Origin of the sequence: Paraburkholderia oxyphila NBRC 105797 (genome assembly GCF_000685075.1) — a bacterium.
In the GTDB taxonomy this organism is placed as follows: Bacteria; Pseudomonadota; Gammaproteobacteria; order Burkholderiales; family Burkholderiaceae; genus Paraburkholderia; species Paraburkholderia oxyphila.
In genome coordinates, this window is sequence record NZ_BAYD01000027.1 from 53,727 (window position 1) to 68,225 (window position 14,499).

The 14,499-nt window shown below is 65.2% G+C and carries 9 protein-coding genes; 3 read left to right on the forward strand and 6 right to left on the reverse strand.

Features of this window, described 5'->3' with window-relative positions:
• Positions 1-48 precede the first annotated feature (48 nt).
• Both pcaH and pcaG read left to right on the forward strand, forming a co-directional pair.
• Positions 49-753, forward strand: a complete 705-nt coding sequence (gene pcaH, locus BO1_RS18265) for a protocatechuate 3,4-dioxygenase subunit beta (RefSeq protein WP_028218799.1) — start codon at positions 49-51, stop codon at positions 751-753.
• Positions 753-1,343: a protocatechuate 3,4-dioxygenase subunit alpha gene (gene pcaG, locus BO1_RS18270; RefSeq protein WP_028218800.1), complete on the forward strand. Its 591-nt coding sequence runs from the start codon at positions 753-755 to the stop codon at positions 1,341-1,343. The genes pcaH and pcaG overlap by 1 nt, the downstream gene beginning before the upstream one ends.
• Positions 1,344-1,525: 182 nt before the next feature.
• Here the strand turns inward: pcaG and BO1_RS18275 are convergent, their stop codons facing one another.
• The 4 genes from BO1_RS18275 to BO1_RS51585 form a co-directional block, all read right to left on the reverse strand.
• On the reverse strand, positions 1,526-2,104 hold the full coding sequence (locus tag BO1_RS18275; RefSeq protein WP_028218801.1) for an NnrU family protein: 579 nt from the start codon (positions 2,102-2,104) through the stop codon (positions 1,526-1,528).
• A gap of 309 nt (positions 2,105-2,413) precedes the next feature.
• Positions 2,414-2,644, reverse strand: coding sequence for an H-NS family nucleoid-associated regulatory protein (locus BO1_RS18280; protein ID WP_028218802.1), 231 nt, complete (start codon positions 2,642-2,644; stop codon positions 2,414-2,416).
• 309 nt (positions 2,645-2,953) lie between these two features.
• The gene (uvrA, locus tag BO1_RS51580) at positions 2,954-8,929 is read right to left on the reverse strand and encodes an excinuclease ABC subunit UvrA (RefSeq protein ID WP_407669962.1); all 5,976 of its coding nucleotides are present in this window, start codon (positions 8,927-8,929) and stop codon (positions 2,954-2,956) included.
• A 201-nt stretch (positions 8,930-9,130) separates the two neighbouring features.
• Complete coding sequence (locus BO1_RS51585) at positions 9,131-11,515, reverse strand: tetratricopeptide repeat protein (protein WP_043285330.1); 2,385 nt, start codon at positions 11,513-11,515, stop codon at positions 9,131-9,133.
• A 260-nt stretch (positions 11,516-11,775) separates the two neighbouring features.
• On the opposite strand from BO1_RS51585, the gene adhP reads away from it, so the two are divergent.
• Positions 11,776-12,804: an alcohol dehydrogenase AdhP gene (gene adhP, locus BO1_RS18295; protein ID WP_028218803.1), complete on the forward strand. Its 1,029-nt coding sequence runs from the start codon at positions 11,776-11,778 to the stop codon at positions 12,802-12,804.
• 101 nt (positions 12,805-12,905) lie between these two features.
• Here adhP and BO1_RS18300 read toward each other — a convergent pair whose 3' ends face one another.
• Both BO1_RS18300 and BO1_RS18305 read right to left on the reverse strand, forming a co-directional pair.
• Entirely contained in the window at positions 12,906-13,205 is a 300-nt protein-coding gene (locus BO1_RS18300; protein WP_028218804.1) for a putative quinol monooxygenase, read from the reverse strand.
• Positions 13,206-13,262: 57 nt separating this feature from the next.
• Positions 13,263-14,360 (reverse strand): NADH:flavin oxidoreductase/NADH oxidase, encoded by a 1,098-nt coding sequence (locus tag BO1_RS18305; RefSeq protein ID WP_028218805.1) that lies wholly within the window; start codon positions 14,358-14,360, stop codon positions 13,263-13,265.
• Positions 14,361-14,499 lie beyond the last annotated feature (139 nt).

Genomic DNA, 14,499 nt, shown 5'->3' on the forward strand with positions numbered 1-14,499 from the left:
CCGCCGCGCAGCGCACTTCCCACCACAATCCTGCCAGGAGACACCCACATGGACGAGTCCTTCCTGTCGCCGCGCGATTTCGACTCGCATCCGGCGTATGTCTATCCGCCGTATCGCTCGTCGGTCAAACGTGGCCCGACGCTGCCGCTGATTCCACTAAAGGAAAAATTGCGCAATCTGCATGCGCCCGTATACGGCGCGGAAGATCTCGGCGCGCTCGACCACGATCTCACGCGCAACGCGGCGCGCAATGGCGAGCCGCTCGGTGAGCGCATCATCGTCACGGGCCGCGTGCTCGACGACGGCGGCAAGCCGGTGCGCAATACGCTCGTCGAAATCTGGCAAGCCAATGCGGCTGGACGCTACGTTCACAAGCAGGACCAGCATGACGCGCCGCTGGACCCGAACTTTCTGGGTGCGGGGCGTTGCGTGACCGACAACGAAGGCCGTTATCGCTTCCTCACGATCAAGCCGGGTGCGTACCCGTGGGGCAACCACCCCAACGCGTGGCGGCCGAATCACATTCACTTCTCGCTGTTCGGCGATTACTTCGGCTCGCGCCTCGTCACGCAGATGTATTTCCCCGGCGATCCGCTGCTTGCCTACGACCCGATCTTCCAGGGCACGCCCGAACAGGCTCGCGATCGCATGATCTCGCGCTTCGCGCTCGACACCACCGAAGAAGGCTTTGCACTCGGCTACGAATTCGACATCGTGCTGCGCGGCCCGAACCAGACTCCCACGGAGCGTTGATCATGGCACTCAAAGAAACGCCTTCGCAAACCGTCGGCCCGTACTTCGCCTACGGCCTGTGCCCGCAGCAATACGATTTCGATTACAAGAGCCTCTTCACGCCCGAGATGGCCGGCCCGCAAACGCCTGGCGAGCACATCACGCTGATCGGCCGCGTAATCGACGGTGACGGCAAGCCGGTCTTCGACGCCATGCTGGAGTTCTCACAGGTCGACGCCAACGGCCAATATCCCGCATCGCGCGCCCAGGTGGCCGAAAACGGTTTCCGCGGTTTCGCACGCGTGGGCACCGGCACGGATCCGGAGCAGCGCTTCGTCGTGCGCACGGTGAAGCCGGGACGCGAGCAGGCAGACGAAGCACCGCACATCAACGTGATCGTCATGATGCGCGGCATGCTCACGCACACGTTCACGCGCATTTATTTCGACGACGAAGCCGCCGCAAATGCCGCCGACCCGGTGCTCTCCGCGGTGCCCGAAGCGCGTCGCGGCACGCTGGTCGCGCGCCGCAGCGAGCAGGCAGGGAGCATCGTCTATCACTTCGATATCTGCATGCAGGGCGAACGCGAAACGGTGTTCTTCGATCTGTGACACGCAGCGGCGCGGCGGCGCATGTAGCCGGCCCGGCTTCAGCCCGTCTGGCGATGACTTTCACGCAGCTTTCATGAACAGACCCTAAGATCGCAACCACTGCGATCTGATCGCGGAACTCCGAGCTGTACCTTGACGAAGCCTGCCTCGAGCAGGCTTCTTTTTTGATTTTGCGGATCGCGTCAGCCGAGCGGGCGCACGCCGATCAGCATTCCGTGCAGCCAGAACGCGAACAGGTCCCACGCGACGAGCCCGATCACGACGACCAGCGCATCGCGCGCCAACGTGCCCTGCGCATGGACGACGCCGGCCTCGCAATCGCGCCGACGGTCCGCACGCAGCTTGAGCAGCGCCCAGACCAGCAACGCGGCGAACAGGACGATGGCGTGAAGCGTGCCGTTGGCGAGCAGATGCGCGAACGCCCAGAGCGCCACGCCGCTCATGAACGGCTGGCCCAGCGCGCGCTTGATGTGATTGCCCGGTATGCAGGCGGCCGCAATCATCACGAAGGCAATCGCGGTCAGGAGCGCAGTGACATGCACCATGCCGAACGGCGGCAGCCAGATTGGCACGGGATAGCGCCGCGCGAGCGCGTAGCCCCGGACGATGAAAAACAGGCCGAGGATCGAAAACAGCGCGAAGAAGCCACGCCATGCCAGCATGCCGAAGCGCGCGATCTGCGCCTCGCGCCACGGCGCGGCTACGGCGCGAATCGAATGCATGGCAATGAAGATTGCAAGGCCCAGCACCAGTAACGCCATATTCGCCCCCTGGACACGGCATAAGCGCAATGGCCGGTATTGTGGCGCAACTGCACGGCACGGCCAATCGGCAAGATCAACGATCTTCCGACGAATATGCGCTTTAACGGCTTATGGCCAAACCGGAACAGGCGGATGCGAAGCGCCATTGATTAAATGGGCAATATCCACCGAAAGGCATTTTTAAAACGGCACTGAAATATTGCCGAAATGACTAAAGCGCCAAACAGACAATCGGGCAAATCACCCAGGGCCCCGTGCACCGCGCATGGTCACGCAGTCGGCCGCAAGATGCCGCGCCCTCGCTGGCTAGCAGCGGAAATGCTCTATGTCCTGTCCCGCATGCTTGTAGCGCAACAACCAGGACGGCATGTCGCCTTCCCCATTCCAGGTATTGCCATATGCATCGCGGTACATCGGCTGCCGTTCGCTTTCGGCAATGAATAATTCAAGATCTTCGAGCGTAATGCCGTACTCCTCCATGCGGCGTCTAATCCACAGGATGAGCCGTTCGCGCGCCTCACTGTCGAGGTCGAACATCGGTTAATTCCTCTCGCATCGCTAAGACAAGGCGTTGATCGATATCGATTCGTCTGCCCTGAAAAGACAAAGGCTTCGCCAAATGCCGCGAAGCCCTGCTGCACTGATGAGGTGGCCTGGGTATGGAACCCGTGGCCGGTTCGGAGGGGATCTGAGGTCCGCTGCTCCGCTCGCCAGAATGGCCGCTAAAGGTGCGCGGCGACTTGCTGCAAGCGGAACCCATCATACCTTGCGCGAGCCGCCCAGATCAAGCGGTTTGACGCCTGCGAGGCCCGTTCGGGGCGCTCGCAGGCGTCCGGCGGCATCGGTTTACGAAGCGGTTGCTCGCCGCTTCGCGGCACGCGCGCCGTCGGGGGCGGTGTTGTCTGCTGCCGCGGCTGCATCGTCGCCCGCCGCTGATGACGGCAACGGCTGCACTTCGCTCGCCGTGCGCGCGAGCACGGGCGCAAGCGCCGCGCCCGTGTGACTCGCCGCCACCTTCACGAGCCCTTCCGGATTCGCCGCGCCAACGATCGTGCCGCCGCCCACGCCGCCCTCGGGACCGAGATCGATGATCCAGTCCGCTTCCGCGATCACGTCGAGGTCGTGCTCGATCACAACCACGCTATGTCCCGCATCGGCGAGACGATGCAGCACGCGAATGAGGCGCGCCACGTCCGCCATATGCAGGCCCACGGTGGGCTCGTCGAGCACGTAGAGCGTGTGCGGCGCCTTCTGGCCGCGCCGCGTGATGTCATCGCGCACCTTGGAGAGCTCCGTGACGAGCTTGATGCGCTGCGCCTCGCCACCCGAGAGCGTGGGCGACGGCTGCCCGAGCGTGAGGTAGCCGAGCCCGACGTCCTTCATCAGCTGCAACGGATGCGCAATGCTCGTGATCGGGCCGAAGAATTCCACGGCCTCGTCGATCTCCATCGTCAGCACTTCGCCGATGTTGCGGCCACGCCATGTCACGGCCAAAGTTTCCGGATTGAAACGCTGACCGTGGCAGACATCGCACGGCACTTTCACATCGGGAAGGAAGCTCATGCCGATCGTGCGCACGCCCTGGCCTTCGCAAGCCGGGCAGCGGCCATCGCCGGTATTGAACGAGAAACGCGATGCGCTGTAGCCACGCGCGCGCGCCTCGAGCGTATCGGCAAAGAGGCGGCGAATCGCGTCCCACACGCCGATATAGGTGGCGGGACACGAGCGCGGCGTTTTTCCGATCGGCGTCTGATCGACTTCGAGCACGCGGTCGATGGTTTCCCATCCGCTAATCGAGTCGCAGCCTTGCCACGTATGCGAAACCTCGGGCTTCGGCTTCTTGCTCGTGCGCGCGAGCACGCTCGAACGGCGCTCGGCCGCGCTCGGTGCGCTCTCCTTCGCCGCCTTGCGCGCGCGGCGCTCCGCCGGCGAGGACAGCACCGAACGCCCCACCGCGTCGAGCAGGTTCGAGAGCAGCACGTCGCGCGCGAGCGTCGACTTGCCGGAGCCGCTCACGCCCGTGATCGCCACGAGGCGGCCGAGCGGAATCTGCGCCGTCACGTCGCGCAAGTTGTGCAGCTTGCCGCCATGCACGGTGAGCCACTGCTCGGGCACCGCCTCGCGACCTGCGCGCGCCGGCTTCACTTCGCGGCGCGGCTGCAGCGGATGCACGATCGGATGCGCGAGGTAGCGGCCCGTCACGGAGTCGGGCTGCGCCGCGAGATCGGCGACCTTGCCCTGCGCGACCACGCGTCCACCGCGCTTGCCGGCGCTCGGCCCGATGTCGATGATGTGATCCGCGCGGCGGATCGTGTCTTCGTCGTGTTCGACCACGACGAGCGTATTGCCCTTCTCGCCGAGACTGCGCAGCGCGTCGAGCAGAATCTGGTTGTCGCGCGGATGCAAGCCGATGGTCGGTTCGTCGAGCACATAGCACACGCCCTGCAGATTGCTGCCGAGCTGCGCCGCGAGACGAATCCGCTGCGCCTCGCCACCCGAGAGACTCGGCGCGGCGCGGTCGAGGCTCAGATAGCCGAGCCCGACTTCTTCGAGGAACTGCAAACGGCTGCGGATTTCGCTCACCACGTCGCGCGCGATCTGCGCGTCGCGTCCGTTCAGCTCGAGCGACTCGACCCATTGGCGCGTTTCGGCCACGGTCCACTGCGCGACATCGACGATCGGATGCTCATCGAACGTCACCGCTCGCGCCTCGGGATTCAGGCGCGTGCCATGACAATCGGGACACGGCTCGTCGACCATGCCCTCCGGCTCCAGCTCCTCGGACGGCAAGGTCTGCTCACGGCCGCGATCGTCGGCGCCAACGACGGTATCGTCATAGGCCGCGCGCTGCTCGCGCGTGAGCGCGAGACCGGTGCCTACGCAAGTCGTGCACCAGCCGTGCTTGCTGTTATACGAGAACATGCGCGGATCGAGCTCGGGATAGCTCGTGCCGCACACCGGGCAGGCGCGCCGCGTCGAGAGCACCTTGACTTCGCCGATGCGCGCAGTCGAGTTGCCGTTGCCGAGCGCATGACCGAGCCCATCGAGCGGCGCGAGCAGATGCACGACGCCCTTGCCGGCCTCGAGCGTCGCGGCGAGCATCTGGCGCAATTGCGCCTCGTTTTCCGGCTCGATCACGAGATCGCCAACCGGCAATTCGATCGTGTGCTCGCGGAACCGGTCGAGCTTCGGCCACGGCGAAACCGGCACGAATTCGCCATCCACGCGCAAATGCGTATTGCCGCGCGCCTTCGCCCATTTCGCGAGATCGGTGTAGACGCCCTTGCGGTTCACGACGAGCGGCGCAAGCAGGCCCACGTGCTGACCGCGGTGCTCGCGCAGCAGTTGCGCGACGATTGCATCGGCGCTCTGTGACGTTACCGGCGTGCCGTCGTGCACGCAATGCTGCACGCCGAGCTTCACATAGAGGAGCCGCAGGAAGTGCCAGACCTCGGACGTGGTCGCCACCGTGCTCTTACGGCCGCCTCGCGAGAGACGCTGCTCGATCGCGACGGTAGGCGGAATGCCGTAGACGGCGTCGACTTCCGGCCGTCCCGCGGGCTGCACGATGGAACGCGCGTAGGCATTCAGCGATTCGAGGTAACGGCGCTGGCCCTCATGGAACAGAATGTCGAACGCGAGCGTGGATTTGCCCGAGCCCGAGACGCCGGTAATCACATTGAAGCGGCCGTGCGGAATGTCGACGTCGAGCGCCTTGAGATTGTGCTCGCGTGCGTTCACGATGCGCACCACGTCTTCGCCCTGAATCTCGCGGCGCGCCTGCGCCGCGCGCAGCGCCGTCTGCAGCGCCACGCCCTCTTCCTCCGCCACGAGCGTGCCGACGCCGCTGCCGAGCGCGGCTTCATAACGCTCGAGCGCCGCGCCCGTATGCGAGCGCGGGCAGGCGATCGCGTCGTCCGGCGTGCCGACGCACACCACCTCGCCGCCCGCATCGCCACCCTCCGGGCCGAGGTCGATCAACCAGTCCGCGGCGCGGATCACGTCGAGGTTGTGCTCGATCACGAGCAGCGAATGGCCGCCCGCGAGGAGCTTGCCGAACGCGCGCATCAGCTTGGCGATGTCGTCGAAATGCAGCCCCGTGGTCGGCTCGTCGAACATGAAAAGACGGCCGCCAGCTGCGCTCTCCTTGCCCTTTGCCTGCGCCGTTTCGGCGAGATAGCCCGCCAGCTTCAGGCGCTGCGCCTCACCGCCCGACAGCGTCGGAACGGGCTGCCCGAGCTTCACGTATTCGAGACCCACGTCGACGATCGGCTGGATCACGCGCAATACTTCGGCATCCTCACGGAAGCACTGCGCCGCCTCACTGACGGTGAGGTCCAGCACGTCCGCCACCGAGAGCGTCCGGCCGCCGCGCTCGATCTTCACCTCGAGCACTTCCGGACGATAGCGGCTGCCGTCGCAGTCCGGGCAACGCAGATAGACGTCGCTCAGGAACTGCATTTCGATGTGCTCGAAACCCGAGCCGCCACAGGTCGGGCAACGCCCCTCGCCCGAGTTGAAGCTGAACATGCCCGCCGAATAGCCGCGCTGTTTGGCGAGCGGCGCCTTGGCGAACAGCTTGCGGATCTCGTCGAACGCGCCCACGTAGCTGGCCGGATTCGAGCGCGCGGTCTTGCCGATCGGCGACTGGTCGACGAACACGGCGTCGCTGATCAGCTCCGCGCCGCTCAGGTTGCGATAGACGCCTGGCGCTTCGGTGGCCTTGCCGAGGTGACGCGCGAGGGCCGGATACAGCACGTCCTGCACGAGCGTCGATTTACCGGACCCCGACACGCCCGTCACGCACACGAGGCGCTGCAGGGGGATCTCCACCGTCACGTCGCGCAGATTGTGCTCGCTCGCGCCTTCGAGCACGAGGCGTGGCGTGCTCGCGTCGACGGCGCGACGCGCCCAGTGCGAAGCGTCGGCGACAGCGCGGTGGCCGCCCAGGTACTCGCCCGTCAAGGTGCCGGACGAGCGAATGTCGTCGGGTGTGCCGTCGTAGACGATCGTGCCGCCACGCTCACCGGGACCGGGCCCCATGTCGATCAGACGGTCGGCGGCCAGCATCACCGAGGGATCGTGCTCGACGACGACGAGCGTATTGCCCGCGTCGCGCAGGCGCTGCATCGCTTCGACAATGCGGTTCAGGTCGCGCGGATGCAGGCCGATGCTCGGCTCGTCGAGCACGAACAGCGTCTTCGTGAGCGACGTGCCGAGCGCCGTGGTGAGGTTGATGCGCTGCACCTCGCCACCCGAGAGCGTGCGGCTCTGTCGGTCGAGCGTGAGATAGCCGAGCCCGACGTCGCACAGATACTTCAGCCGCGTGCGCACTTCGGCGAGCAGCAGCTTGAGCGCATCGTCAAGCAGTGCTGAAGATAGAGATAGACCATCGAAGAAGCGGCGGATGCGCTCGATCGGCAGCAGCATGACGTCGTGCAGCGTAAGACCGGGCAGCGCTTCGAGCTGCGCGCGCGACCACTCCACGCCGTGCGGCATGAAACGCGCCTCGGGTGCGAGCACTTCGTCCGCATTCTCTTGCGTGCCAAGGCGCCAAAGCAGAGCTTCCGTTTTCAGGCGCGCGCCGCCGCACGTTTCGCACGGCGTATAGCTGCGGTACTTCGAGAGCAGCACGCGAATGTGCATCTTGTACGCCTTCGACTCCAGATACTGGAAGAATCGCTTGACGCCGTACCACTGCGCTTGCCAGTTGCCCTTCCAGTCCGGAGTGCCGTTGAGCACCCAGTCGCGCTGCTCCTGGGTCAATTCCGACCACGCGGTGTCACGCGGAATGCCGGCCTTGGCGGCGTAGCGCATCAGGTCGTCCTGACACTCCTTCCACGCGGGCGTTTGCAGCGGCTTGATCGCGCCGCCGCGCAGCGTCTTGCGCGCGTCCGGAATCACGAGCCCCCAGTCGACGCCGATCACGCGGCCGAAGCCGCGGCACACATCGCACGCGCCGTAGGCGGAGTTGAACGAGAACAGGGCCGGCTGCGGGTCCGCGTAGCGCAGATCGCTGTCCGGGCAATGGAGGCCAGTGGAAAAGCGCCAGATCTGCGGCTCGGGTTTCGCATCGGAAACATCGGCAGCGCCGTCGGTTTCCGATACGACATAAATGTTCACGCGTCCCGCGCCGCGCCGGAGCGACGCCTCGATCGCCTCGATCACGCGGCTCTTTTCGGCGTTCTGCAGGCGGAAGCGGTCGGCCACCACGTCGAGCACCTTGCGCGTGCCTTCAGCGGTCTTCACTTCGCGCTCGGCCTGCACGCGCGTGTAGCCGCTAGCGGAAAGCCACTGCGCGACCTCCTCTTCGGTGGTCGTCTCGGGCAACTCGACCGGGAACGTCACGACGAGGCGCGGGTCGCCCGCGGCCGTGCGCGCGCGCAATTCCGCGTAGATCGTCTCGGGCGTGTCGTGGCGCACCGGCTGCGCGGTCACGCGGTCGAACAGATTCGCGGCGCGCGCGTAGAGGAGCTTCAGATGGTCGTTCAGCTCCGTCATCGTGCCGACCGTGGAGCGCGAGCTGCGCACCGGGTTGGTCTGGTCGATGGCGATCGCGGGCGGCACGCCGTCGACGCGATCGACCTGCGGCCGGTCCATGCGGTCGAGAAACTGGCGCGCGTAGGCGCTGAAGGTTTCGACGTAACGGCGCTGCCCTTCCGCGTAAAGGGTGTCGAACACGAGGCTGGACTTGCCCGAGCCTGACGGCCCCGTCACGACCGTCATTTGGCCGGTGTGCAGGTCGAGGTCGAGATTCTTGAGGTTGTGCTGGCGGGCACCGCGGATACGGATGGATCGGTTATCGCTCACTTGCGCTGGCATTCCGGCTGGATCAAACGCGTGGGGCCGGGCGGCGCTGCCCGGCGTCTCTCAGCCCTGGTGGGGCCGTCTGGGTTGAGATTCTACTGTATATTTATACAGGGCGCCGGGCGCGTGCACGGCGTGCCCCCGCCCGGGCCGCCGCGCCGGTTTGCAAGCTGGCCGAACGGGCTAGTCCATCCGGCCAGCCGCTCCGCCCCTGTTTCATGGTGCGCTTTCTGGCACGTCGGTCGACGCTCCACTCCGCTCACGCCACATCGCTTCGTAGGCGGCTTCCATGCCCCTCGCGAAACGTGCGCCGTCCATGAGCGGCGACGCCTCCATGCATGCGCGCAATGAAGCACGCAGACCGGCGAGCCGTGGCAGATCGTTCGAAAGTTCGACAACCGTGCGCACGAATGCATCGTCGGAAAACGCGGCGAGTTCGTCGAGCCCGAGATTCGCCAACTGAGACAAGCCGGCGCGCCCCGCGCAGGTCGCACCCACCCGCGTCACCACCGGCACGCCCATCCACATCGCGTCCAGGCTCGTGGTGTGACCGTTGTACGGCAGCGTGTCCAGCGCAAGATCGATCTCGTGGTACGTGCGCAAATAGGCATCGCGCGGCTGGAACGCCGCGAAACGCACACGCGCGGCATTAATGCCGTGCCGTGCCAGCCGTGCCGTGAGACGCTCGCGCGCCTCGCCTTGTGCTGCCATCAGCAGCAATCGCGCATCGGGCAGCGCCGCGAAGACCGCCGCCCAGAGATCGAGCGTGGCGTCAGTCAGCTTGCACGGGTTGTTCAGGCTGCCTAGCGTCACATATCCGGCGCGCTCCGCCGGCAGCGCGTTGACGGCCGGCTCCACCGTGAGCGGGTCATAGCACCAGAACGTGTCCGGCAGGCGAATCGAACGTTCGCTATACTGACTGTCGTGCGAGGACGGATCGAGAAACGGATCAGTCAGACGGTAATTCATGGCATCGAGGCCAGTCGTGCCCGGATAGGCGAGCCAGGCGACCTGCACCAGCGCTGCCTGACGCGCAAACAGCAAAGGCCGGCCATCGGCCATGTGCATCGCGAGATCGACGAGAATATCGATGCCGTCCGCACGGATTTTTTCGGCTAGCGCGGCATCGCCGAGCTGACGCACGTCGTGCCAGACGTCCACGTGCGAAGCGAGGCGTGCCGTGACGGCGTCGGGACGCACGACGCTCGAATACGCGTGAATCTCGAAGCGCGTCCTGTCGTGGTTCGACAATAGCGGCATCATGAAAAATGCCTGGCAATGCTCACGAAAATCCGCCGATACATAACCAATCTTCAAGCGCCGTCGTGAAGCACGTACCGGAGCAGGCACGATGCGAGACCCACGCAGCGGCCTCTCATGCTGCGCGGACCAACGGCGCGCCTCGGCAAGAATCGCCGCGGCATCGGACGACTGGAACGACAGTGCGTAGAGCAAATTGCTATGCGCGGTCAGGTTGCCGGGATCGCTTGCGAGCGCCTGACGCAGGCACGCGATGCCCTCGTCCAGCTCGCCGCGGTCCTTGAGCACGTTGCCAAGGTTGTTGAGCGTCGCGGAATGCGTGGGCGCGAGCGCCAATGCCTTGCGCAGCAACGCGCACGCTGCGTCCTGGCGGCCGAGCGCGCGCAACAGGTTGGCCGCATTGTTATAGGCATCGACGAAATCGGGCCGCGCCTGAATGGCCGTTTCGAACGCCTCCATTGCCGCCTTGTGCTCGCCCAGCTCGCGACACACGTTGCCGAGATTGTTCGCCGCTTCGGCATGGCCGGGCTCGATCTCGAGCACTCGCCGATACTGCGCCTGCGCCTCGCGGCCATGGCCTAGCGCATGCAGCGCGTTGCCGTAATTGAAGACCGCGGGCGCGAAGGCCGGCGCGATCGCCACCGCACGCGCGAGCACGTCCGCGGCCTCCTGCGGATTCCCGTACTCGATCAACACCGCGCCGAGATTCACGAGCGCGGCCAGCGACTCGGGTGCCGCCGCCACGGCTTCGCGCAGCAATACTTGCGCTTCCGCGTGCCGGCCTTGCGACCGGAGCAGCGTGCCGAGGTTCGTGAGCGCGTCCGCATTCCCGGGATGCGCCGCCAGCGCGCGCTCGTAGGCGGACTCCGCATGCGTCGGCTCGTCGAGCAACCTGAAACAGTTGCCCAGGTTGTTGAGCGCGTCGGCCCTATGCGGATCGCGCTGTGCGACGCTCTCCCATGCCGATGCCGCTTCTCGCAGCGCTCCCTGCGCCTGGAGTGCGCTGCCGAGTCCGAACCAGAGATCGGGATCGTCGGCGTCGTCAGCGAGCAAGCTGCAATAAATCGACGCGGACTCTTCATGCCGTTGCTCGAACGCATACGCTTGCCCCAGCGCCTCGCGATAGCGTCGATTACCCGGCTCGAGCTCGAGCGCGCGGGTCAGGCGCGCAATGGCGTCCTGAAAGCGTCCCTCCTGGATGTCGACTGCGGCGAGCCGGAATATCGCGGCGGCATGCAATGGATCGAGGTCCACAATGCGGCTATAAGTCTCGCGCGCACGCACGAGGTCGCCGCCAATATGCAGTTCATGAGCAAGCTGGAAGAGGTCTTCGATTTGCATTTGGATAAGTCGATCCAGAGGACCGCTCGATTGTAATCAAGTGAGCACCCGACGTGCAAAGGTACTCAAAGCGCCAACCGGCGAAAATTACAATTTATTTCGCACTGCAATTCAAATTGCGCTCGTTAGAAAACATTACAGAAACGTTGCCCGTGCAAGCTCAACGCAAGGTAAGCCGCTTTTCGGCACACTGATGCAAGAGGCGTCGCGCCAGCACACGCTCCGGCGTCACGCTTCGCCTTGCAAACAGGAGCCCAGCTATGAGCAAGACGATGCAGGCCGCAGTGGTCCGCGCTTTCGGCCAACCCCTTGCGATCGAAGAAGTGGAGATCCCCACGCCAGGCCCCGGCGAATTGCTGGTCAAGATCGAAGCTTGCGGCGTGTGCCACACGGACCTGCACGCCGCACACGGCGACTGGCCCGTCAAGCCGCAGCCCCCGTTCATTCCGGGGCACGAAGGCGTCGGTTACGTCGTTGCCGCAGGCAGCGGCGTCAAGCACGTGAAGGAAGGCGACCGAGTGGGCATCCCGTGGCTCTACTCGGCATGCGGCCATTGTGAACATTGCCTCGGCGGTTGGGAAACCCTTTGTGAGCAGCAAAAGAACACGGGGTACTCGGTCAACGGCGGCTTCGCGCAATATGCCAAGGCCGACGCGAACTACGTGGGTCGATTGCCGAAGGACGTGAGTTTCATCGATGTTGCGCCGGTGCTTTGCGCGGGCGTCACCGTCTACAAGGGCCTGAAGGTGACCGACACGCGGCCGGGCAACTGGGTGGTCATTTCCGGTGTGGGCGGGCTCGGACACATGGCGGTGCAATACGCACGCGCGATGGGCCTCAACGTCGCCGCAGTCGACGTTGACGATACGAAACTCGAGCTCGCGAAACGGTTGGGTGCAACCGTGACAGTGAACGCGAAAACAACCGATCCCGCTGCGTATCTGAAGAAGGAAATCGGCGGTGCGCACGGCGTGCTCGTCACCGCCGTCTCGCCGATTGCGTTTTCGCAGGCGCTCGGCATGGTCCGGCGTGGCGGCACGGTGTCGCTCAACGGCCTTCCGCCCGGTGACTTTCCGTTGCCGATTTTCGACATGGTGCTAAGCGGCGTGACCGTACGCGGCTCGATCGTCGGCACGCGGCTCGATCTCGAGGAGTCGCTGATGTTCGCGCAGGAAGGCAAGGTCAAGGCGACCGTCAGCACCGACAAGCTGGAAAACATCAACGACGTTTTCGCACGCATGGAGCGCGGCGCAATCGAAGGCCGCGTGGTGCTGGACTTCGCGAGTTGAGCCCACTGGCACTCTACCAGGGTGCATAAGGGGCCGGGAGTAACAACACCCGGCCCCGGCATCAAACGCGTCCGACTTTCACGCTTGACTCGCTCGCGGCCCTACGCCGCGATATCCACACCCGTCAGCACCTTGACGTCGACCGGTTCGGCCAGCCAGTCGCCAATCTTGCCGCGAAACGCCACGTAATGCGCGCTCTCGCGATGCGCTTGCACCGCCGCTTCGTCCACATAGGTTTCGTAGAGGTAAAAACCCGGCGCGCCGTCTGCGCGACGCAGCAGGTCATAACGGCGATTGCCCGCTTCCTTGCGCGTCTGCTCCACCATGTGACGCAATTCCGCCGCCAGTTCGGCAACGTGTTCGGGCTTCGGCGTGATGCTCGCAAAGAGATAGATGCTCATCGATATGTCCTTATCGTCAACGAAATTGCCGATGGGCAATATTGCCCATCGCCCTGCTCAACCCGCCTTATAGCGCTCGAGCCAATGCGCGTAAGGTGTGGGCAGCGTCCATGCGGCGCGCTCGACCTTCAACGCCTGTGCGGCGAAGTACGGCCAATGCGGATTCGCGAGATGCGCGCGGCCGACCATCACGAGATCCAGTTGCTCCGAGGCCACGGAACGTTCCGCCAGTTCCGGCGTGCCAATACCCCATGCCGACGACACCGGCAGACCCGCGGCGCGGCGCACCTTCTGCGCAATCGGCGCGAGGAAGGCCGGCGCCCAGGGAACCTGTGCGGTCGGCGTGGAGAAACCCACGCTCACGCTCAGCATGTCGAGCCCTTCACGCTTGAAGCCCTTGGCCACTTCGATCGATTCCGCAAGCGTCTGCTCGTCGCGGCCATCGTATTCGATCACGCCGAAGCGCGCGGTCAACGGCAGGTGCGCCGGCCAGACCTTGCGCACGGCGGCCAGCGTTTCCAGAAGGAAACGGCTGCGGTTTTCGAGGTTGCCGCCATAGGCGTCGGTACGCTGGTTCGAATGTTCCGAAAAGAAACTCTGGCCCAGATAGCCATGCGCGAAGTGCAGCTCGAGCCATTCGAAACCGGCGTCGAGCGCACGCTTCGCCGCCGCGACGAAATCCTCGCGCACGCGCGCGATGTCGTCCAGCGTCATCGCGCGCGGGACTTTCGGCAGATGCGCGCCGAACTCGAACGCGGACGGCGCGATCGTCTGCCAGCCGCGTGCGTCGCCTTCGGCGATATGGTCGTCGCCCTCCCACGGGCGGTTCGCGCTCGCCTTGCGGCCCGCGTGCGCGATCTGGATGCCCGGCACCGCGCCGGCCGCCTTGATCGCTGCGACCGTCGGCGCAAAGGCCTTGGCCTGCTCGTCGTTCCAGATGCCCGTGCAGCCCGGCGTGATACGGCCTTCCGGCGACACCGCCGTGGCTTCGACGATCACGAGGCCCGCGCCGCCACGCGCGATTTGCGTGTAGTGGGCGTGATGCCAGTCGTTGACCATGCCGTCGACGGCCATGTACTGGCACATCGGCGGCACAGCGATGCGGTTGCGCAGGGACACGCCCTTGAGCTTGAACGGTTCGAACAATGCAGACATCTACTGCTCTCCTGTGTCGACCAGAGTGGCCGCTTGCGTGGCCGACTCTGGTCTCGTGGTGGATACGGAGGGACGCAAGCCGCCAGGCGCGCCGCGCCTGGCGTTGCCGATAAGAAATGAAGATCGGGAGCGGGTGAAA